Source organism: Symbiobacterium sp., assembly GCF_040797425.1.
Taxonomy (GTDB): domain Bacteria; phylum Bacillota; class Sulfobacillia; order Symbiobacteriales; family Symbiobacteriaceae; genus Symbiobacterium.
This window is the reverse complement of the sequence record NZ_JBFNEH010000031.1, coordinates 19,357-40,961: the sequence shown is the minus strand read 5'-3', so window position 1 is coordinate 40,961 and position 21,605 is coordinate 19,357. Positions and strand designations below refer to the sequence as shown.

Genomic DNA, 21,605 nt, shown 5'->3' with positions numbered 1-21,605 from the left:
TGGAAGGAGGCCCCCAGATGTTCTGGCATAGGCTTAAGCACGCCGCCGCGGTGCTGGTCACCTGCGCGGCCCTGGCCGGCCTGGCTGCGTCGCCGGCCATCGCAGCGTCGGACACTCTCCAATCGCCCCGGTACCCCACGAAGCCGACCGAAGTGGTGATCATCGGAACCATGCACTCGGCCCAGTTGGAGTTCGCGGACCACAGCCCGGCCAGGCTGCGGGCGCTGCTGAACCGCATCAACCCCGCCGCCGTGGGCGTGGAGACGCCGCCGCAGTGGTTTGAGCACGACGTGTACTACGAGATCAGCTACGAGTCTTACGGGGTAGCCGTGCCCTGGGCCCGCGAAAAGGGCCGGGAGGTCCGGCCGGTGGACTGGGTGCCCGACACCGCTGAGCAGGTGAGTGCGCTCGCCTGGCCGTGGGTGGAGACGGACGCCGGGTCGATGTCGTATGCGGATCTCCTCGCGTCCTGGGAGGTGCCGCCCCTCCTCTTCGCCGACCTGCCCGAGTGGCACGCCGCGGTCAACCAGACCTACGCCAACGGCGACGCCGATCCCAATCCCTACAACGAAGCGGGGCGGCGCTACATGCTCTACCGCAACCTGATGATCGCACGGGAGATTGTGAACATGGCCGCGGACTACGAAGGCCAGCGGGTGGCCGTCCTGATCGGCGCCGCCCACAAGCCCGACCTGGACCTCTTCCTCGCCACGGTGCCCAACATCGTCGTCCGGCAGGCCTCCGAGTGGGGCGGCACGGCAACCGTGGACGAGGTGGCCGCCGAGGAACGCCGGCCCGACCACCTGGCGATCCTCTGGTACAACCTGGCCGGCAGCCGCATGCCGCCCGCAGCCGTCGACCTGGCCCGGATGGACCGCCTGCTCGCCGGGCTGGAGAAGGAGACGCCCCGTGACCCCGAGGTCCGGTTCCTGCGTGCCCGCTGGCACCAGCTGAACGGGCAGACGGCCCGGGCGCTTTCCATCTACCGCACCCTGGCCTGGGGGGAGGCGTGGACCGACCGGCCGTTCACCTTCCCCGACCTCGGCCTGGCCCAGCGCACCGTCGATTGGTGGAATGCGAACGCTCCCCTCGACGAGCCCGTGCAGCTGGGGCTGGACAACGTCTTCTCCCCGGTGGGCAACCTGACGATCCGCCAGCGGGTGCTCTACGAACTGGCCCTGCAGCAGGCGGACCCGACCGCCCGCCAGCGGGCCCGGGCGGAACTGCTCAGTCAGCCGTTCAGCCCGACGCAGCTGCAGCAGCTGCAGGCGCTCCTGGACGCCCCCGCGGCGGCACAGCCCTGACGCCCGCAGACCGCCTCCGGGTCCGAGCGCTGCACCTCGAAGCTGTCTGCGATCTGTCCCACTCCCAGAGTCACGCCCTCGGCAACGGCGCCTGCAGGCTCCTCTGCAGGCGCCTGCCGCGCCGGGGCGACGCGAGGCGCCTTCCAACACCGCCCCCGGGCCTGCATCCCGCAAGCCACGCGGGTAGGGACAGGTAAGGGGTATGCAGAAGACTAGAAGGGCACCAACGGTGGGAGGGAATTCCCTTGCTGCACCTGCTCGAAGCCTTCTGCGCCGCCGCCGAAACCGGCAGCCTGAGCAAGGCCGCCGAGGCGCTGCACCTGTCTCAGCCTGCCATCACACGTCAGATCAGGGCTCTGGAGGCCCAGCTCGGCGCGGTGCTCCTCACCCGCACCCCCAGGGGGGTGGAGCTGACGCCGGCCGGCCAGGCCGTGCTGCCCCACGCCCGGGCCGCCCTGGCGGCCGTGGCTGCCTGCCGCCACGCCGCCGCCGAGGCGTCCGGCCGGGGTCCCGCCCGCCTGCGCATCGCCGCCGGAACCATGATCACCCTCTACACCCTTCCCCCCGTCATCGCCGCCTTCCGGGAGGCCTACCCCTCCATCCCCGTCGAGCTGCTGCCCGGCCACCACCGGGACGCGCTGGAGCAGGTGATTGAGTACAAGGCCGACGTGGCCTTCATCGCCACCAACGTCTCCGTGCCCGGGACCAAGGCGATCAGACTCTTCTCCGATCCGCTGCTGCTGGTGAGCCACCCCGAGTCGGAGCCCCTGGAGCGGCTGGCGGACCTGCGGGACCGGACCCTGCTGGTGCTGGAGCCCAGGGCGGGCATGCGGCACGAGGTCGAGCGCGCCCTGGCCGAGCACGGGGTCTCCTGCCGCCTGGTGGAGCACCCGACCGTGGAGACCATCAAGACCGCGGTGATGCTGCAGATGGGCGTCACCATCCTGCCCGCCAGCGCGGTCCGGGAGGAGGTGCGCGCCGGCCGGCTGGCCGCCCGTCCCATTGCTGACTGGCCGGGGTCGGTCCGGACCATCCAGGCCTTCGTGCGCGCTGAGGGGACCCTGCCGGAGCCGGTGCGGGCCTTCATCCACATGGTGAAGCGCCACTACCGCGAGCAGTGACGAGCCTTTGACGCGGCGGACCATCTGCGCTATCCTCTTCGTTGAAAACATTCTTACTGGCTGCCGACACCAGCCGACAGCCCACTTACCGAAAGCAGGTGGAGTCATGCAATCGCCCACGCCTTCTGAAGGGCTCCTGGCCGATGAGTACGCGCTCGAGATGATGCGCGCCTACTGGCTGGCCGGGCAGCACCGCCGCAGGGTGGTCAAGGAGGTCTTCTTCCGCAAGGCCCCCTTTCAGGGCCGACTGGCGCTCGCCGTCGGCATCAACCAGGTGGCCGACTATCTGCTTAACCTGAAACTGACCGAGGATGACCTCCAGTACATCGCCTCGCTGGGCTTCGAGCCCGAGTTCGTCGAACACCTGCGTGGCCTGCGCTTCACCGGTGACATGTACGCCGTGGCGGAGGGGACGTTCGTCTTCCCCGGCGAGCCCATCATCACGCTGGTGGGCCCCATCGAGGAGCTCACGTACGTGGAGGCCCGCGTCCTCAACATCGTCAACCCGCAGACGCTGGTGGCCACCAAGGCCTACCGGGTGGTGGAGGCGGCCGAGGGCGACCCCATCCTCGAGATGGGGCTGCGCCGTGCGCAGGGGGGCGACGCCTCCATCTACCACAGCCGGGCCGCCTACATCGCCGGCGTGGCCGGGACCTCGAACCTCGAGGCCGGCCGCCTTTTCGGCATCCCCGCCAAGGGCACGCACGCCCACGCGCTGGTGATGCTGGGGGGTGACGAGAAGGAGGCGTTCCGCCTCTGGGCTCAGTCCCAGATCAAGCTCGGCCGCAACCCCACCTTCCTGGTGGACACCTACGACTCGCTCCGCTCGGGCCTGCCCAACGCCATCGCCGTGGCGCGGGAGATGGGCATCCGCATCGGCGCCATCCGCATCGACTCGGGCGACCTGGCCTACCTGTCGAAGAAGTGCCGGAAGATCCTGGACGACGAGGGCTTCAAGGACGCCCAGATCATCGCCTCGGGCGACCTGGACGAGTATGTCATCCGCGACCTGAAGCTGCAGAAGGCCCCCATCGACATGTGGGGGGTGGGCACCAACATGGTGGTAGCCGCCGACCAGCCCTCCCTGGGCGGCGTCTACAAGATGTCGGCGGTGGAAGAGAACGGGGCCTGGTCGCCCCGCATCAAGGTCTCGGAGAACCCCGAAAAGGTCACGCACCCCGGCGGGCCGAAGCAGCTGATCCGGTTCCGCTGCCGGGAGACGGGCTACTACCTCGCCGACCTGCTGATGCTGCCCGATGAGCCGCTGCCCAAGCCCGATCAGCCCTTCCTCATCTTCGACCCCGTCCACACGTGGAAGCGCACGTGCCTGCGCAACTTCGAAGTGGAGAACCTGCTGATCACGTATGTCCGCGACGGCCGGCGGGCGATTCCCCGGCGGTCCCCCGCCGAGGTGACCGCCGAGGCCCGGGAGCGCGTGGCCACACAGCGGCAGCGCTTCTACGAGGAGATCCAGCGGCTCACGAACCCGGCGGCCTACAAGGTGGACCTGTCGGAGCCGCTGTGGAAGCTGAAGATGCAGATGCTGGACGCCATGACCCGGCACTGAACGGGGTTTTCGGGGCTGTCCCAGAGTCGCCGCATGTGACTCCGGGACGGCCCCTCTGGCGTTTCCGGGCTCTGGTCTCGCATCGTCCCTCCCCTCACCGCCTCGGGATCTGCCCCGGGCCCGTGCCCAGCAGCTCCCGACGGTCTGCCACCTGTGCCCGGGCCCCCGCCCTGCCCACCAGCCCACCCGGCGGCCCGTTCTGTTAGATTTTCGTACCCCTCCCCCCCAACCCTGTACGAATTTGTGTCACTTCATCCCTCAACCATCGGGCCACCCGACCCCCGTAATGCCCACCAGCCCACCCGGCGGCCCGTTCTGTTAGATTTTCGTACCCCTCCTCCCCGACCCCGTGCGAGTTTCTATCACTTCATCCCTTAACCATCGGGTTGCCCGACCCCCGTCCTGCCCACCAGCCCACCCGACAGCCAGTTCTGTTAGATTTTCGTACCCTTCCGCCCGGACCCCGTGCGAATTTCTGTCACTTCATCCCTCAACGATCTGCGCGCACAGTCTCAGGCCTTGCTTCGGTCGCTCCGAAAGGCAGGCAGGCGTGAGCTGTCCCGGCCATTCGCGGAAACCTCCAGGAAGACCCCGATCCGAAGTGCCTCCGTACGAAGGAATTCTCCACTACAGCAACTAAGGCAGGAGGAAATGACCGACGACGGTGGAAGAAGGTCATATCGCAACACGCCAGGAGGCTTTCCGCCTTGCCACACCCTGAAGCGCCGTCAGAGACCGGCCCTGGTGGGTCCCCGAGCCCCCACACCGAGGCACGGACCCCACCTGGCGATCCCCAGGTAAGCCGCAGCAAGCCACTGACCCGGACCGTCGAATCGCAGGCTCCCCCGTCATCGTCTCCGTCCGGCCTCACCCCGGCGCAGACCCGTCTCGCCATGGGCGCCGCCCTCGTCGAGGGCGGCCTGTTCGCCGTCTTCTCCGGCGCCATCAGCGGGAATCTGCTCACGGCCTTCCTGCTTCACCTGGGCGCTTCCAACAACCAGATTGGACTGCTCTCCGCCCTGGGGCCGCTCAGCAGCCTCTCCACCCTTTTCGCGGCCTACGTGCTGGCGCTGCTTCCCCGGCGCAAGCCCTTCATGCTGGCCATGGCCTTCCTCCACCGCACGCTCTGGCCGCTGGCCGGACTCATTCCCCTGCTCCTGCCTGCCGGCGTGCGGGTATGGACCTACCTCGCCGTCTACTTCGTGGCCAACCTCGGGATCTCGCTTTCGGGGCCGGCGTGGCAGTCGATCATGGCCGACACCGTCGCCCCCGAGCTGCGGGGCCGCTACTTCGGCCTGCGCAACGCGGTGACCCAGGTGGCCACCGTCGGGACCGTGCTCTGGGCCGGCCACTACCTCGATGCGCACCCCGGCTCGGAAGGCTTCCGGACCCTCTACCTGATGGCCCTGCTGATCGGCCTGCTGGACGTCGCGACCTTCCTGGTGCAGCCGGAGCCCGCCTACGTCCGGCGGAAGCCCGAAGGGGCGCTCCGCCACCTGGCCCTCCCGTTCCGGTCACGCCCATTCCTCGTGGCGGTGCTCTTCACCACGGGCCTCAGCATGGCCGGGTCGATGGTGAGCCCGTTCTACGCCGTCCAGATGCTCAAGGTGCTGAACCTGAGCTACGGCTTCGTGACGCAGGTCTCGGCCGTGGGCACCGCGACGGGCATCCTGGCCTACCTGGTCCTCGGTCGCGTGGTGGACCGCTTCGGCGAGGAGGCCGTGCTCGGGGTGCTGCCGTGGCTGAGCATCATCCCCACGGCCTGCTGGTTCGCCATCGGGCCGCACTCCACGCTGCTCCTCTACCTCGTCTTCGTCCTGCAAGGGCTGATTGGCGCCCTGCAGGGCCTGGTTGTGTTCAACGTCAACCTGGGCATCGCCCCGCGCACCGACCGGCCCATCTACCTGGCGGCCTTCTCGGCCGTAAACGGGCTGGGGGGATTCTTCGCACCGGTGCTGGGCGGCGCCATCTCGGACCGCAGCGGTCTCTTCCCCCTGCTCTGGCTCTCCATCGGGGCGTACTGCCTGCTTGCCCTGCTCTGGCGGGGCCTGGTCCGACCGCAGGTGCGCGCAGCCATGCAGGCGGGGAAAGAATGAGGGCAGGCCCGGAAGCCAAGAACTGAATGCAGGAAAGGCGTGATCCGCCCGTGAAACTGAGGCCCGGGGACCGCGTGCTCTTCTACGGCGACAGCATCACCGAGCAGCACGGCTGGACCCTCTACCTGGAAAACCTGCTCCTCTGGCAGGAGCCCACGCTGACCATCCGCAATCGCGGCTGGGCCGCCAACCGTGCCGAGGACGGGCTGGCCCGCTTCGACCGCGACGCGGCCCCGCTTGCCCCCACGCACGTCTTCATCGCCTTCGGCATGAACGACGGCCGCTATCTGCCGCCCTGCCCCGAAATCGCCGATGGCTACGAGGCCGCCCTGACCGCGCTGGCCCGGCGGGCCCGGACCCTGGGGGCCGGGGCGGTTCTCTGCTCGCCGCCGGCCGTGGACGAGGCGTGCGACCCGGTGCTCGCGGGCTACAACGAGACACTGGCCCTCCTCACCGACCGCTGCCGGGCGGTGGCCGAGCGGGAGGGCGTGCCGTTCGTGGACTTCTTCCACCCGACCCTCGCGGCGGGGCCCGGGCTCAGCCCGGACGGCATCCACCCGGGTCCCCGGGGCCACGTCATCATGGCCCGCGCCGCGGCCCAGCAACTGGGCCTCACCGGCTGGGCGGAGAGGATGCACTGCGGCGATGGGAGAGCACCGGTGCGGAGCGCCGGTGGTGCGAAGCCTTCCGGGCCGTCCGGAAGTACCGTGCCCGCTGGAGTGCCCGCCGGGGCGACGCTGCTGGAGGACGGCACGCCGGAACCGGTCCTCCCCTGGCGGAGCGCCGCGCCCCTCAAGCCGGGGCGCTACTCGGTCTATGTGGACGGGGTGCGCACCGGCAACTTCAGTGCGGAGGAGCTCGACAGCGGCGTGCCGCTCCGGGGCGGCGGCCTGACCGCCCGGGCCAGGGCGGTGATGGCACTGAGCCAGGCCTTCTGGCAGCTGGACCGCATGGCCTGGCGCACCTGCGGCCCCCTGGGCTGCGACCAGAACCGCTCGCCGGCGGCCGCCGCGGCTCTCGCAGCGGCCGCGGCCGACCTGGAGACCCGCCGGCGGAATCTGCTGCAGCAGCCGTTCACGGTGGAGGCGAGGCCGGAGATCCCGATCTCCCTGGGACCCTGGCGCGTCTTTGGCCCGTACCGTCCCGACTCGCCGGTTCTGCTCACGACCCAGCGCTTCCCCCCCGAGCCCGCGGCCGACGGGACTGGCCAGGAGGCCGGGCCCCGGGAGCAGGATGGCGGCTCTCGCGGCCAGAGCGGCAACCCGGCGCGGCCCGCCCCGCCCGAGGGTGCGACCGTCGCCGCCGAGGGCCCCGAGGGCTTCGTGGACCTGCTCCCCCTCTTCGGCCCGCTCAGCCAGGCAGTGGCGTACGCCGAGTGCACCTTCGCGGCCCCCGCAGACGGCGAACTGCTCCTCCGCCTTGGCTCCGACGACGGCTACCGACTCTATCTCAACGGCCGGTGCGTGGCCGACGTGCCGGTCTTCCGGGGATCGGCGCCCGGACAGGAGGAATACCGGCTCCCGGTGGGGAAGGGCGCAAACCACCTGCTGCTCCGGGTTCACCAGGGCATCGGGGACTGGCACTTCTTTGCCACCGCCTACCTGCAACCGAAAGGGGAATGATGATGCGCACCCTACTGCTGACCCCCGACCTGCTTCCCCAGGCCGTGGACCTGTGGAACCGCGCCCTGGGCGCGCACTTCCCGATGCGCCCGGCGCTCCTCAAAGCCAACCTCTGGGAGGAACCCAACTTCGACGCCGAGGGCAGCCGCGCCGTCCTGAAGGGCGACCGGCTGGTCGGTTTCATCGCGCTGAAGCGCCGCACCGCGCCCATGGGGAACCTGCCCGCCGACCAGAAGGGCTGGATCTCGGCCCTGGTGGTGGATCCCGAGTTCCAGGGGCAGGGCGTGGGCACCGGCCTCCTGCGGGACGCCCTGGCCCATCTGCGCCAGTTCTCCACCGAGCCGGTGGGGATCGGCAGCGACCCCGGCCACTTCTTCCCCGGGATTCCGCTCGAGTGCCGCCAGGCCCTGGACTGGTTCGCCCGGCGGGGGGCCGAGCTGGGCGGTCTCTCCTGCGATCTGGTGAGCCACGAGATCGCCGCCTACACGCACCCGGAGGCGGCCCTGCAGGCCTTCCGCCGCTCGCCATCGGTGATGTACCGTCCGATGGAAGACGGGGAACAGGAAGCCGTGCTTGCCTTCATGCGGCAGGAGTTCCCGGGCCGCTGGGCCTGGGAGATGGAGCAGCACCTGAGCCGGGGCGGGAACCTGGAGGACGTGATGCTGGCGCTGGACGAAGGGCAGGTGGTGGGCTTCGCCCGGATCCATACGCCGCGGTCCCGCCGGTTCGGGCCGGGCATCTACTGGGCCCCGCTCTTCCCGGGCGCCCACGGCGGCCTGGGACCCATCGGGGTGGGCGCTGCCCAGCGGGGACGGGGCATCGGGCTCGGGCTGCTTTCGGCCTCCATCGCCGAGCTGCGCAACCGGGGGGTCGAGAGCGCCGTGATCGACTGGACCGGGCTGGTCCGTTTCTACGGCATCGTGGGCTTCCGCCCCTGGAAGTGGTACGTGATGGCCTCGTTCAAGTAGCGCCCGCCCGTCCGGCCCGCAGTTCGCCGCAGGCGTGGCCGGCCAGGTCGGCCGACGCGAGGTTCGCAGTGCGACCTGCCGACGCGCCCGGGGCGTACAGTTCCTGCACCCATCGCTCCACTCGATCTCTGGAGGGAACACGCCATGACATGGATCGACGCCACCGACCCCCGCCTGCAGGTCGCCGGGCTCCCGTGGCTGGCCGAGAACCGGGGCAAGTTCCTGCGCCTGCCGGAGCGGGCGAAAGGACAGGTCCGTCCGCCGATCTGGTGGCTGGCCCAGATGCCTTCGGGCGGCCAGATCCGCTTCCGCTCCGACACCACCTCGATGCAGCTGCGGGTGAGCCACAGCGAGCACGTGCACATGTGGAACATGCCCCGGGTCGGCCACAGCGGCATCGACGTCTACGTGGGCGGCCCGGGCCGGCAGCGCTACTGGGTGAGCACCACGCCCCTGGGGGACGACCCCACATACGAGTGCGACCTGTTTGCAGGCCTCACTCCGGAGGTGCGGGAGTACACGCTCTACCTGCCCACCTACAACGACCTCACCAGCCTCCAGATCGAGCTCAGCCCCGGGGCCCAGGTGCTGCCTCCGACCCCGTTCGCGCTGCCGAAGCCCGTGGTCTTCTACGGCAGCTCCATCACCCAGGGCGCCTGTGCCACCCGGCCCGGCAACGGCTACGTGAACACCCTCGGCCGCCTGCTGAACGTGGAGGTGGTGAACGAGGGCTATTCCGGCAACGGCCTGGGCGAGCCCGAGATGGCCGCGCTCCTGGCCGAGCTGGACCCCGCCTGCTACGTGCTCGACTTCCACTGCAACGTAGAAACCCCCGAGGAGCTGGCGGAGGTCTACTACCCCTTCTACCGCACGCTGCGGGAGGCGCACCCCGACGTGCCCATCGTGATGGTCAGCATGCTGGAGCTCCCGCAGGAGCTGTACCGCCCCGAGGTGCGGGCGAAGCGGCTCGGCCAGACCCGCGTGATCCTTGAGGCCTACCGCCGGGGCATCCGGGAGGGCGACGACCGGCTCACCTTCATCGACGGCGCCTGGCTGCTGGACGCGCAGACGGAGGGCGCCTACGTGGACGGCGTCCACCCCACCGACCTGGGCTTCGCCCTGATGGCCCGGCGGCTGGAGCCGGTGCTGCGCTCGGTGCTGGGGCTGTAGGCCGGCCATCGACAAGTCAGGCCCGGGGCGGCTTGCCCCGGGCCTGTTGCGTACGATCCCATTTGTGTCACGCGGACCTCTCTCAGATTTGAACGCGCATCCCGTCGTAGGCCACGGCGAACCCCTCCGGGCAGAGCCGCTCCTCCAGTTCGGCGTGCAGCAGCCCGCCGTTGTGGGAGAAATGCGTGGCCACGAAGCGCGTCTCCGGCGTGGCAATGCCCCTGGCCAGCATCCGGCGCCGCACCGCGACCACCTCGCCAATGCCCATGTGGCCGCCGCGGAAGGTGAGCGGCCCGTTGGTGCAGTCCAGCACCACGGCGTGCAGCGGCGACCGGTTCGCCAGGTAGGCCCACGTCTCCTCCGGGAAGAGGTCGGTATCGAGCCCCCAGAGGAGGCGACGGCCTCCCCGCTCGATCAGGTAGAGGTAGCAGGTCTCCAGCGGGTTGTGGTCCGCGAGCAGCGGCGTGATGCGGAAGTCGCCCGCGGCGAAAGGCTCGAAGGGCCGCACCCGGCGCAGCACCACACCGGTGGTGCGCTCCACGGCCAGCGCCTGCCGGGCCATGGCCAGGGCCTGGTCGCCGGCCCAGACGGTGAGGTCGTGCTCCAGGCCGTGGGCGTACACCGTACCCCGCAGGGCCAGGTCGCCCGGAGCGAAGTGGTCGCCGTGCGCATGGGTGACGATCAGGTGCTCCAGCCGGGTGAGGTCGATCCCCTGCTGGAGCGCCTGCATGTACGTGTCAGGGCCGAAGTCAATCTTCAGCACCCCATCGACGACGGCGCCGGCACGGGTACGTACATCCCTGCCCCCGCGCCGGCGCGCCTCCTGACAGTACTGGCAGCGGCACCAGACGGCCGGCCAGCCTTCTGCGGCCGCAGTGCCCATGATCACCAACTCCACGGGCCTCGCCTCCCTACCGCGCCCGGGTGCAGACCGAGCGCATGGCGTCCACGTACCAGGCGGTCACCGTCTGCGGCCGCGTGATGGCGGTGCCCACCACCACGGCGTGCGCCCCCAGTTCCAGGGCCCGGGCGCAGTCCTGCGGGTCCCGGAACCGGCCTTCCGCCACCACGGGGACGGAGATCCGGCTGACCAGTTCAGCGATCAGCTCCAGGTCCGGGCCCTCCAGGCGGCGGCTGTAGGAGGTGTAGCCGCTCAGGGTGGTGGAGACCAGGTCCACCCCCAGCTGTGCCGCCGCCAGGCCCTCCCCCAGGGTGGAGATGTCCGCCATCACCGGCAGGCCGGGGTAGGCCAGGCGGATCTGACGCAGCAGTTCGGCGTTGGTGAGCCCGTCAGGCCGGGGCTGGTCCGTGAACTCCACGGCCACGATGTCAGCCCCGGCGTCGGCGATGGAGCGCACCTCGGTCATCGTCGGGGTGATATAGACGGGTGAGTTGGGGTAGTGCTTCTTATAGAGTCCGATCACCGGCAAGGGCACCGCCTGCCTGATGGCGCGCACGTGCTGGGGGTAGTTGGTGCGAATCCCCACCGCACCACCCACGTGCGCTGCACGGGCCAGGGCGACCATGTGCTCGACCCCCCAGAGGGGGTCGCCCGGCTCCGCCTGGCAGGAAACGATCAGCCCTCCTTTGAGTGTCGCGATGACGTCGTTCATCCAATCCACTCTTTCTCGCTGAAAATGGGGTCCACGGCCGTGCCCGCTACACGAGCCGGTCCACCACCGCGCTCGCCGTCTTCTCGGTGAGCCGGAGCGACCGCTCCCGGTCGCGCAGGGCGAGGGCGACGTAGATCACGTCGAGCGCGTGGATCTGGGCGATCTTCGCCGCAAACGAACTGCCCTCCAGCGGCGCCTCCCGGGGTGCGGTGAGGAGGACGATGTCCGCCTCGGCCGTGATGGGCGAGCGGGCATGGGCCGTGAGGCAGATGGTGGTGGCGCCCGCCTGCCGTGCCGCCCGCAGGGCGGCCAGCGTGTCCTTGGTGGAGCCGGAGTGGCTGATGCCGATGGCCACGTCCTCCGGCCCCAGCAGCACCGCGGACATCGCCGCGTAGTGCGGGTCGGGGATGGCGGTCATGTTGATGCCGATCCGGCGGAAGCGGTACATCGCGTCCAGGGCGGTCACGCCCGACGTGCCCACGCCGTAGATCTCCACCCGGCGCGCCCGCCGGATGGCCTCGACGGCCCGGTCGACCGCCGCGGGGCTCAGCAGGGCCCCGGTCTTCGACACGGCGTCTGCGTTGTTCTGCGTCACCTTGGCGAGGATGGCGCCCGGGTCGTCAGACTCCTCGAGGTCCTCCCCCAGGTTGCGGGCCCCGAGCGACTCGTCGCGGGCCAGCAGCAGCTTGAACTCCTGGTAGCCGCGGCAACCGAGGGTCCGACAGAAGCGCAGCACGGTCGTCTCGCCCACCCCGGCCTTTTCGGCCAGGTCGGTCACCGAGTCGAAGATCGCCGCCTGGGGGTCGCTAAGCACCGCGTCTGCGACGCGCCGCTCGGCTTTGGTCAGCGACCCGTGAATCGACTGGATCCGCAAGAGCAAGCCCGTACCAGGCTCTGCACTGGCCATCGTCGCGCCACCTCCACCGGCTCACGATGCCGCTATCCCTTCACGGCTCCGGCGACGCCGTTGATGAAGTACTTCTGCAGCAGCAGGAAGAGGATGATCATCGGGGTGATGGAGATCACCGTGCCTGCGGCCAGGTAGAGGAAGTTGTAGGAGAACTGCCCCTGCAGGTAGAGCAGGCCGGCCGCCAGCGGGTAGTTGTTGGGATCCTTCATGACGACCACCGGCCAGATGAAGGAGTTCCAGTGCGCCATGAAGTCGAAGATGACCACGGTGAGAAGCGTCGGTCGAATCAATGGTACCATAATTCGCCACCAGATGAAGAACTCGCTCGCTCCATCAATGCGGGCGGCCTCCTCCAGCTCCTTCGGGATGGTGGTGTAGGCCTGCCGGAGCAGGAAGATGGAGAAGATGGTGGCGGCGCTGGGCAGGACGACGCCCAGGAAGGTGTTGGTCAGGTGCAGGGTGCGCAGGGTCATGTAGTTGACGATCATGCCGGCGCCGTTGGGGATGATCATCGTGCTGAGCAGGGCGCCGAAGATGATGTCCCGGCCCGGGAAGCGCATCCGCGCCAGGGGGTAGGCCGCCAGGGTGCTGAACGTCAGGTTGAGCCCCACGCCCAGGGTGGTGATGATGGCCGTGTTCCGGAGGTACCGGAAGATGGGCACCATCTTGGCCACGCCGATGTAGTTGGCCAGCGTCGCCGGCCGCGGGATCATCTGCGGCGGGAAGGCGTAGACGTTACCCGGCGTCTTGAACGAGGTGGAAAGCAGCCACAGGAAAGGGAAGACCATCAGGATGGCGATGGCGATCATGAGCAGGTACAGGAGGACATTCTTGATCACCGTGCGGACCTTGCCGGCCCGCTTCAGGGCGATGCTGCTCATTCTGGCCTGAACCCTCCCTTGTTGAGGCGGAAGGTGATGAGCGAGAAGGCGAAGATGATGAGGGCCATCACCCATCCGAGGGCGGCGCCGTAGCCGAACTCGAAGTGCTGGAAGGCAGTCTGGTAACTGTAGAGCGCCACCACGTTGGTGCCGGCCCCGCCGCCGGTCATGGCCATCACCTCTTCCATCACCCGCAGGGCGCCCATCACCGACATCAGGGTGGCAATCAGGGCGAAGGGCTTGAGCAGCGGAATGGTCACGTGCCGGAGCACGCCGACCTTCCCCGCGCCGTCGATGGCCGCCGCCTCCTCCAGCTCCTTGGGGATGGACTGGAGGCCGGCCAGGTAGATTACCATGTAGTAGCCGAACCCCTTCCAGGCGGTCATCGCCATCACGGACCAGAGGGCCAGGCGCGTGTCACTCAGGAAGTAGATGGGCTTGTCAATGATCCCCCACTGCAGGAGCGGGGCATTGATGATGCCCTTGTAGTCGTAGAGCCACTTCCAGGCGATGCCGGCCGCGATGGACGAGGTGACGACGGGCAGGTAGTAGGCGGTCCGGAAGATGCCCACTCCCTTCAGGGGGCGGTTCACCAGCACCGCCAGGAGGATGGCCCCGATCTGGATGACCGGCACCACCGCCACGTAGAGCACGCTGTTCTTCAGCGCTTCCCAGAAGTAGGGGTCGCTCATCAGGCGCCGGAAGTTGTCCAGGCCGACCCAGCGGGTCTCGCCCACCACCGAGTAGTTGGTGAAGGCCAGGGGCAGGCCGTAGATGATCGGCCAGAAGACGAAGAGCGCAATGATCACCAGGGCCGGGAGCATGAACAGGTACGCCACGCCGGTGGTACGCCAGTCGATGCCGGACCACCACTTGCGCAGGCGGGATCCGAAGGAAGGCTTCGTGTCCACACCTGCCGCCCCGGGGGAAGCCAGTGTGCCCATAAACAACCCCCCTGATTGGAAAGTGAAACCTTTTGAAGGAAGGCCGGCGGCTGCCTTGATGCCGCCGGCCTCCGTGCGTTCAGGAGACTTACTCGGGCTGGGCCAGGATGTTGTTGACCTGCTCCTCGAGCCAGTCCACGCCCTCCTGGGCCGTGATCTCGCCGAGCATGACCCGCTCCAGGGCCTTCAGGTAGGCCTCGTGGACCTTGCTCTGCTTGCCGCCGATGCCCAGGGTGAAGTCGTAAGAGATGGCCATCTGGTCAACCGTGATCTTCCGCGCCTTGTCCTCCAGCGGGTTGCCGGTGTCCTGGCTGAAGAACGGATCCTTGGCAGCCTCCTTGGTGGAGGGCAGGATGTTCACGATCTTCGCGAACTCGAGCTGGCTCTCGTCGTTGGTGATGAAGTTGGCGAACTTGATCGCAGCCTCGTGGTTCTTGGAGGCCTTCGGCACGACGACGTTCATCAGCGAGGCCTGCAGCTTCTTGCCCTTGTCGAGGATGTACGGGGCCACGTCGGTGACGGCGTAGATCTCGGGGGCGTTGTCGCGGACCCGGGTGAGGAACTGCGGGCCGGTCAGCAGGAAGGCCAGCTCGCCCGCCATGTAGCGGTTCAGGGCCTCGTTGTAGTTCTTGGTGATGGAGTCGTGCGGGATCACGTCCTGCTCGATCCAGTCACGCATCCGCTGGTAGACGGCGACGGCCTCGGGGGTGTTCAGGGTGGCCTTGGTCTTGTCCTCGTTCAGCCACTCGACGCCCGCCATGTTGAACTGCACCATGTTGCGGTCCGGCATGAAGGCGTACTTGCCGGTCTTCTCCTTGATGGTGCGGGCCCACTCGGTCATCTCGTCCCACGTGGTGGGGGCGTTGGCCGGGTCGAGGCCGGCGGCCTTGATGATGTCGGTGTTCATGATCAGCAGGGCGGACGTGGCGTACCAGGGATAGGCGTAGACGCCGCCCTTGAAGGTGGCACCCTGCAGCAGGCTCTCCTGGTAGATCGACAGGGTCTCGGGCGCCTCGGCCTTCAGGTCGACCAGCGCGCCCTTCTGGGCCATGTTCAGGGCCATGCCGGTGTTCAGGTTGACGACGTCGGGCGCCTCGTCAGAGCCGATGGACGTGAGCAGCTTCTGCTCGATGGCGTCGTACGGCAGGTCGGTCCACTTGACCTTGATGCCTTCGTTCTCGCTCTCGAACTTGGCGATCCGACCGTTGATGTAGTCATCGAAGGTGGGGGACAGGGAGATCGTCCAGAACTGGATCTCCACCGGGTTCTTCTGCCCGGTCTGCTGACCACCGCCGGACGGCGCAGGCGTCTCGCCGCCCTTGTTGCCGCTACCCGCGCAGCCAGCCAGCACGCCCAGGGCGAGTACGGTGGCGATGGAGAGCGCCATGCCTTTGCGAGCCTTAGAGAACATCAATGGGCACCTCCTCAGAGTGTGTGAATCCTGAGCCCTTTCCTGGCGGCTGGGCGCCCTGGCCCGATCGCGGCGCCTGTCCTCCAGGTCTGAATGGAGGATTCTCCGCCTGCACGGTGGATTCCTCCTTCGCGAGTACAACTTTCGGAGGAAATCTCCGCTTCTCGACGACAAAATGGAATGAGGCGCGGAGGAATACTCCTTTTCACCTCGGTACACGGGGGCCGCACCCTTTTCACGCCAGCGCTTCCCGAGTCGCCTCCCACCAGTCGTAGCCGTCCACGTAGCAGAGGTCGAAGAGCATCACGCCGGCCGAGCGGGCCCGGCAGGCGGCGATCGCCTTCCGGTACTGCGCCACGTTGCCCTCGTACTGCTGCAGGAAGAGCGAAGCGATCACCGGGGTGGCACCCATGACGGCCGCCCCGGCCAGGTCGGCGGCGCCCTCCACGCTGTACCAGTCGGCGGGGGAGCTCTTGGCCCGGGCCTCTTCCACCGTCACCTCGGGGTAGTAACAGCCGCTGCAGAGGTAGTCCAGCAGCTCCGCGTAGCCGGTGTCGGCGTAAGTGGGCGGCAGGAAGGGCAGGCCGGGATCATAGCGCCGGCTCGCCCAGTTGACCCCCACCTGGTAGTAGAGCGGATACCAGGAGCCGGTGTAGTCGCCGAAGAACAGGTTGGGCCGGATCGCCTTCACCCGCTGCCGGGCCGCCGCGAAGAAGTCCCGGATCGTCGCTGCCCGGTACTCCAGCCAGGCCCCGAAGAGCGGCCCCGGTGCGCAGCGGGTCCCGGGGATCACCCCGAGGCCGCCGGCGGGTGCGGCGTACCCCGTCACGCCGCCGTGGGTATCCGGTGCGGGCGCCGCTGCGGGCACAGTCTCCTCCCCCGGCCGCAGGATGCGGTAGACCCACTCCGGCCAGTCAGGGCCGTCCAGCCGCTCGCCGGTCCGCCCGGCCAGCGCCCGGCGGGTGTGGTCGCTGAAGTCCACGTGCAGCCCGTCGTACCGGCCCCGGTCGAGGCAGAAGCCGTCGATGGGGTACTCGCGGGCCAGCTCCTCCAGCACCTCCAGGAGATACTCCTGCACCTCGGGATGGCCGGGGTTCAGGAAGCCGACGCCTTCATTATTGATGGGCACGCCGGTGACGAGGCCCTGCGGCACCCGGGTGTACGGGTGGCAGACCGGCCGGAGGGTGGCGGGGTCGAGGCCGTAGACCACCGACTGCCAGTCGGGATGCCGGCTGGCCACGTAGGCCGGGTGGTGGTGCGACCAGCGGCCGCCGCTGAAGACGTCCGGCGCCGCGTGGACCCGGAGCCCCCGCTTGTGCCCCTCTTCCAGGACAAGCGCCAGGAGGTCGTAGTCCTCGGGGTAGTCGCCGTGCACCTGGGAGCGGTGGGGTACCAGCCGGCTGCGGTAGAGGGCGAGCCCGTCCGGACTGCGCACGTTGACCAGCAGGTCGGTGATGCCCGCCTCGGCGCACCGCTCCACCATGCGGGCGACCCCCGCCGGCGTGGAGAGCCGGGGCGCGTTGGCCGACTGATCGAACCAGATCATCTTGGGTTCGGGATGCAGAGGCAGGGTCTCGACCATGTTGGTTTTTCCTCCTCACAGACCGGGGCGGCGGTAAGGGCGCCCCCCGGCTGCATGCTCTAACGGCGCCGCTGCGCCACCAGCCCCCGCCCCCAGGCCAGCGAGAGCCGGGCGAAGTCGTCCCACAGTCGGTCGAGCGGATGCGTGGAGTGGGAGCAGGGATACGACTGGAGCCGCTTCACGCTGCTGCCGAGGGCGTGGTAGATGGCGGCCACCGTCTCGCCGGGCACCACGTCATCCAGCACGCCCAGCCCGATCAGGGCCGGCACCCAGATCAGCGGCGCCACGTTGACCACGTCGAAGTAGCGCAGGTTCTCGACCAGGGCAGCCCGCTCCTCCGGCGTGACGGCGGCCAGGAGCCGGTTCACCTCCGCTCCCGATCCCCGCTTCACCAGGCGCTCGCGCAGGCGGTAGGCACCGAAGGTGGGGACGGAGGCCACGACGCCCATCAGGTTCCGAATCCACGGGGCGGCCAGCAGCGCCAGGCCCCCTGCCATGGAACCGCCCGTGAGCAGCGTGAGGCTGGGGTCGGCGCCGGGAAGCGACCGGGCCACCTCGGCCGCGCGGATGAAGTCGGCCACGGCCCCCCGCAGAATGTAGCCCCGCCGGTCCTCAATACCGTGGACCGCCCAGCCGGGGATGCCCGGGTCGCCGGCCTGGCGGCTCCGGCCGTAGCCCCGCACGTCTACCGTGACGGTGATCCACTCCGGATCGCCCTCCACCACGAAAGGCTCGCTGCCCTGGGGGATGCCGTACCCGTGGCCCCGAACCCACTGTGGCCGCAGGGAACGCCAGGGGCCGGGCGGGATGGTGAAGGTGCCCCCGATTCGGCGGCCGCCCAGCGAGGTGGCGTACCACTCCCCGCGCCCGGCGTCTGGGTCGAGAAGCCGCAGTTCCAGGTCGAGCGGCGTGGCATTCAGTTCGGCCACTACCTCGGCCCAGAAGTCGATCAGGTCGTCGGGCGGGTCGGGCTCCACCCGCACCGCCCGCACGCGCAGGTGGTCGGCGGGGCCTACCTCATCCGGGGTGGACGCGGTTTCCGCCCTGCCGGCGAGCCCCGGGTCTGCGCCCCGGGCGCCCTCCCCCGTCAGCACCCGGGCGAGGGCCTCGCATGAGGGCCGGAAACGGCCGTGGCAGCAGACGGCCACGGGGTACTCGGCCACGGGGTAGGGGCTGCCCATCGAGATCATCACGCGCCCGGGGTGCCCCTCCAGCCGGTCGGCCAGGGCCCGGAGGCCGTCGGGCAGAGCCGCCTTCTCGGTGCAGCAGACCAGCACGGCGTCGAACCCATCGGCCCCCTGCACCAGGGCGGCCACCCGCTGCGGGTCGGGATCCATGCCGGTGTCCCGCCCTTCCGCCCGCACGCCGCGGCTCTGCAGTGCGGCCACCAGGTCGGCCAGCGGGGAGGAGAAGTCCAGCGACATCGGCCGTTCCACCCGCTCCGGCGCCAGCACCAGCACCCGCTCTCCGGCCCGGAGGCGGGGCAGCTCGCCGTTCACGGGGCGCACGGCCGCCTGGCAGAGCACCTCCACCACGGCCCGGTGCTCCGCCGAGTCGCAGACCGACACGTCGCCGGGCTGAACCCACGCGGCCCGGCCGCCAGGCTGTTCCCACGCGGCCGCGTAGCCGTGCCCGCGCCGGGGTGCTTCTCCTCCGGTGCCAGCCGCCTCCCGAGGAGCCGGCCCCTCCCGCAGGTACCGGTCCTTGGCGGCCAGCACCCGCCGCACGGACTCCTCGGCCCGCTCCCGGGGGATCGTGCCGTCGGCGATGGCCGCGGCCAGGGCCTCGATCGTCGTGGCCGCCCGGTCCAGGTCGCCGAGGGCCATCACCATGTCGGCCCCCGCCAGCACTGCCCGCACGGCCGCCTCTGCCGTACCGTAGTGCTCCTTGATGGCGTTCATCACCATCGAATCGGTGATGACGAGCCCGTCGTAGCCCATCTCCTCCCGCAGCAGCCCGGTGAGCACCCGGCGGCTCAGGGTCGCCGGCACCCCCTCCGGCTCGATGGCCGGGAAGACCACGTGCGCGGTCATGAGCGAGCCGAGGCCGACGGCCATGGCCATCCAGAAGGGCCACAGTTCCACCGCCTCCAGGCGGTCCCGGTCGTGGGGCAGGACCGGCAGGGCGAGGTGGGAGTCCAGGCTGGTGTCGCCGTGGCCCGGGAAGTGCTTGCCGCAGGCCAGCACGCCCTCTGCCTGCACCGCCTGCACGAAGGCGGCGCCCATGCTGGCCACCAGGTTCGGGTCGCTGCCGAATGAGCGCGGGCCGATCACCGGGTTGGCCGGGTTGCAGTTCACGTCCAGCACCGGGGCGAAGAGCCAGTGGAAGCCCATGGCGCGGACCTCCCGCGCCAGCACCCTGCCGGCGGCCTCGGCGAACGCCGGGTCGCCGCTCGCGCCGATGCCCATGAGAAACGGCGGGTGGGAGACGCCCTGCTGCACCACCGACGCTGCGCCGCCCTCCTGGTCGATGGCGAGCAAGAGCGGCGGCAGGCCGGCCGCGACGGCGGCCTCCTGCAGCCCCCGGGTGAAGGCCGCAGCCTGCGCCGGGGTGGCCACGTTGCCGCTGAAGAGGATCACCGAGCCGACGCGGTAGCGGGCGAGGAAAGCCGCGGTCTCCGGCGTGCACGCCTGGCCGGGCACCTGGATCTGCGTCATCTGCCCCGCCAGTTCGAGCGGGCTCATCCGGGACGGGTCGGGAACCTGCCAGTCCGGAGCGAAGCCCGCGGGATGGGCCGTGGTTGGCATCGTAAGCAACCTCCAGTTGTGAGTGCCCCGGGTGGAAGGGGCTGATGGCCGGGCAGGCCTCCGATGACCTCGGGGGTCGTCGGTCACCGCCCTTCAGCGGGCGGTGACCTCCAGGTCCAGGCCCACCTCGAAGGAACGCTTCCAGGGCAGGTAAATCTCCTTCAGGTTCAGCTCGCCGGCCCGGGCGAAGTAGCGGGCGTGGAACTCCCGCAGGGCGGGCTCCAGCCGCCGGGCCGTCTCCGCCAGCAGCCGGTCGGGCGGCAGCTGGTCCACGCCGAAGGCGGCACGCACCTCCGTCCGCACCAGCACCTGGTAGAGGTAGTCGTCGGCGAACCGCTTCAGCAGGAAGGAGAGGTGGGCGGTCTGGTTGAGCCGGCCGGTGCGGCGGCCCAGGTGGCGCATCGACGCGTGGGCCGCCACGGTGCCCATGGCGTTGCCGGCGGTGTTCCAGCCGGCGTACGCCTCGAGGTCCGGCAGGTTCACGGCCGATCCCAGCAGGGGAATCAGGGCGGCGTCGGCGCCGTTGGCGTAGGCCAGGTCGGCCACCGCCACGGGCCGGCCCGCGGCCAGGTAATGGGCGATGCGGGCGACGAACTCGGGCAGGTTGCGGCCGGCGGTATCCACCAGCCGCCGGTGGGCGGGCTCGGGCGCCTCGCCCTGTGCGTCGCCGGGGGTGTTGACGGCGAGCAGGACGTCCGCGTCCGCCGGCGAGTCGGCCAGCAGGCCGCCGCAGGCAAAGATCTGCCCCTTCACGGTCTCGCCCAGGGGCCGGTCCTCGTAGCGGGCGTGGATCAGCGGGCCCTTCGTGGAGGAGTAGAAGGGATAGAACCGGGGCGTTGTGCCCATGGCCCGGTTGGCCGCCCGGGCCACCAGGGCGAGCCCCACCTCGTCGGCGCCGGGATAGATGAGGGCCTTCATGCCCAGCCCCCGCCGGTTGATCTCCTCCCTGAGCTGCCGCTGCTCGGCGATGTTCCAGCCAAACTCGCTGGTGTCGTCCTGCGGGAAGACGATCAGGTCGAGGAGCCCCTGTTCCGCCATCTCCAGGGCGTAGAGGTTCACCTCGAAGTTGCGGGCGCGACGGGCCCGGAACTCGGCCACCAGTTCGGCCGGCACCCGGGCAGCTGCGGCCTCCGCCTCGGCCCGGGCCGCCTCGTCGCCGGTGGTGCGGAACTTGTCGTCGTAGAAGGAGAGCCGCCACAGGTCGTAGCCGTAGGTGGCCCAGTACTCCGGCTCCTCGGCGTCGCTGTTGTATGCGGGGATGCGCATGGTAGCGCTGAAGGCGTAGACCGGCAGGTCCGGCCGCTCCTCCTTCAGCCGGAAGACCGGGGCCAGCCGCGCCTTCACCTCCTCCTCCGTCACGCCGCCGAAGCGGGAGGGGCAGAGGCCGCCGTAGCCGAGGAGGTCGAGGCTCACCACCACGGCGTCGGCCAGCGGCAGGTGCTCGTCCGTCCAGGCCCGCACGGCGGGCAGGTCGGCAGGCTGCTTGAGGAAGCCGAGGATCTCCTTGGGCGGGACCATCACCTCGATGCCCGCCACGGCGGCCACCTCGACGGCGATGTCGCGGGTGACCGGGCGGGCGTCCACGGGAATCAGGAGAATGCGCATGGGGTTTCCGCTCCTGCTGAAGTTGTGTTCGGTTACCGCTGCCGTGCGCTCGCGCCGCCGGCGC

The 21,605-nt window shown here is 69.7% G+C and carries 16 protein-coding genes; 7 read left to right on the top strand and 9 right to left on the bottom strand.

Features of this window, described 5'->3' with window-relative positions; genetic code table 11:
• The first annotated feature begins 17 nt into the window (after positions 1–17).
• The 7 genes from AB2385_RS10875 to AB2385_RS10845 all read left to right on the top strand — a co-directional run bounded on the left by AB2385_RS10875 (position 18) and on the right by AB2385_RS10845 (position 9,848).
• The gene (locus AB2385_RS10875; protein ID WP_367655016.1) at positions 18–1,304 is read left to right on the top strand and encodes a hypothetical protein; all 1,287 of its coding nucleotides are present in this window, start codon (positions 18–20) and stop codon (positions 1,302–1,304) included.
• A 245-nt stretch (positions 1,305–1,549) separates the two neighbouring features.
• A complete protein-coding gene (locus AB2385_RS10870) occupies positions 1,550–2,425 on the top strand; it encodes a LysR family transcriptional regulator (RefSeq protein ID WP_367655015.1) in 876 nt (291 codons plus the stop codon).
• 106 nt (positions 2,426–2,531) lie between these two features.
• Entirely contained in the window at positions 2,532–3,992 is a 1,461-nt protein-coding gene (locus tag AB2385_RS10865) for a nicotinate phosphoribosyltransferase (RefSeq protein WP_367655014.1), read from the top strand.
• Between the two features lie 707 nt (positions 3,993–4,699).
• Positions 4,700–6,088: an MFS transporter gene (locus AB2385_RS10860; RefSeq protein WP_367655013.1), complete on the top strand. Its 1,389-nt coding sequence runs from the start codon at positions 4,700–4,702 to the stop codon at positions 6,086–6,088.
• Positions 6,089–6,138: 50 nt separating this feature from the next.
• Positions 6,139–7,710, top strand: a complete 1,572-nt coding sequence (locus tag AB2385_RS10855) for an SGNH/GDSL hydrolase family protein (RefSeq protein ID WP_367655012.1) — start codon at positions 6,139–6,141, stop codon at positions 7,708–7,710.
• 2 nt (positions 7,711–7,712) lie between these two features.
• Positions 7,713–8,678, top strand: a complete 966-nt coding sequence (locus AB2385_RS10850; RefSeq protein WP_367655011.1) for a GNAT family N-acetyltransferase — start codon at positions 7,713–7,715, stop codon at positions 8,676–8,678.
• Positions 8,679–8,822: 144 nt separating this feature from the next.
• Positions 8,823–9,848, top strand: coding sequence for an SGNH/GDSL hydrolase family protein (locus tag AB2385_RS10845; RefSeq protein ID WP_367655010.1), 1,026 nt, complete (start codon positions 8,823–8,825; stop codon positions 9,846–9,848).
• A gap of 82 nt (positions 9,849–9,930) precedes the next feature.
• On the opposite strand, the gene AB2385_RS10840 is transcribed toward AB2385_RS10845, so the two are convergent.
• From AB2385_RS10840 to AB2385_RS10800, 9 genes are all read right to left on the bottom strand, one after another.
• On the bottom strand, positions 9,931–10,746 hold the full coding sequence (locus AB2385_RS10840; RefSeq protein WP_367655009.1) for an MBL fold metallo-hydrolase: 816 nt from the start codon (positions 10,744–10,746) through the stop codon (positions 9,931–9,933).
• 13 nt (positions 10,747–10,759) lie between these two features.
• Positions 10,760–11,461, bottom strand: a complete 702-nt coding sequence (locus AB2385_RS10835; protein WP_367655008.1) for an N-acetylmannosamine-6-phosphate 2-epimerase — start codon at positions 11,459–11,461, stop codon at positions 10,760–10,762.
• Positions 11,462–11,507: 46 nt separating this feature from the next.
• On the bottom strand, positions 11,508–12,368 hold the full coding sequence (locus tag AB2385_RS10830; protein WP_367655007.1) for a MurR/RpiR family transcriptional regulator: 861 nt from the start codon (positions 12,366–12,368) through the stop codon (positions 11,508–11,510).
• A gap of 32 nt (positions 12,369–12,400) precedes the next feature.
• On the bottom strand, positions 12,401–13,252 hold the full coding sequence (locus AB2385_RS10825; RefSeq protein WP_367655006.1) for a carbohydrate ABC transporter permease: 852 nt from the start codon (positions 13,250–13,252) through the stop codon (positions 12,401–12,403).
• Positions 13,249–14,196 carry a carbohydrate ABC transporter permease gene (locus AB2385_RS10820; protein WP_367655005.1) on the bottom strand — a complete coding sequence of 316 codons (948 nt, stop codon included), beginning with the start codon at positions 14,194–14,196 and terminating at the stop codon, positions 13,249–13,251. Before AB2385_RS10820 ends, AB2385_RS10825 begins: the two co-directional genes overlap by 4 nt.
• Positions 14,197–14,284: 88 nt before the next feature.
• The gene (locus AB2385_RS10815; RefSeq protein ID WP_367655003.1) at positions 14,285–15,607 is read right to left on the bottom strand and encodes an ABC transporter substrate-binding protein; all 1,323 of its coding nucleotides are present in this window, start codon (positions 15,605–15,607) and stop codon (positions 14,285–14,287) included.
• A gap of 235 nt (positions 15,608–15,842) precedes the next feature.
• A complete protein-coding gene (locus AB2385_RS10810) occupies positions 15,843–17,189 on the bottom strand; it encodes an alpha amylase family protein (protein WP_367655001.1) in 1,347 nt (448 codons plus the stop codon).
• 59 nt (positions 17,190–17,248) lie between these two features.
• Positions 17,249–19,936 (bottom strand): glycoside hydrolase family 3 N-terminal domain-containing protein, encoded by a 2,688-nt coding sequence (locus AB2385_RS10805; protein ID WP_367655000.1) that lies wholly within the window; start codon positions 19,934–19,936, stop codon positions 17,249–17,251.
• 93 nt (positions 19,937–20,029) lie between these two features.
• Positions 20,030–21,541 carry a DUF4127 family protein gene (locus tag AB2385_RS10800; RefSeq protein ID WP_367654999.1) on the bottom strand — a complete coding sequence of 504 codons (1,512 nt, stop codon included), beginning with the start codon at positions 21,539–21,541 and terminating at the stop codon, positions 20,030–20,032.
• Between the last annotated feature and the right edge of the window lie 64 nt (positions 21,542–21,605).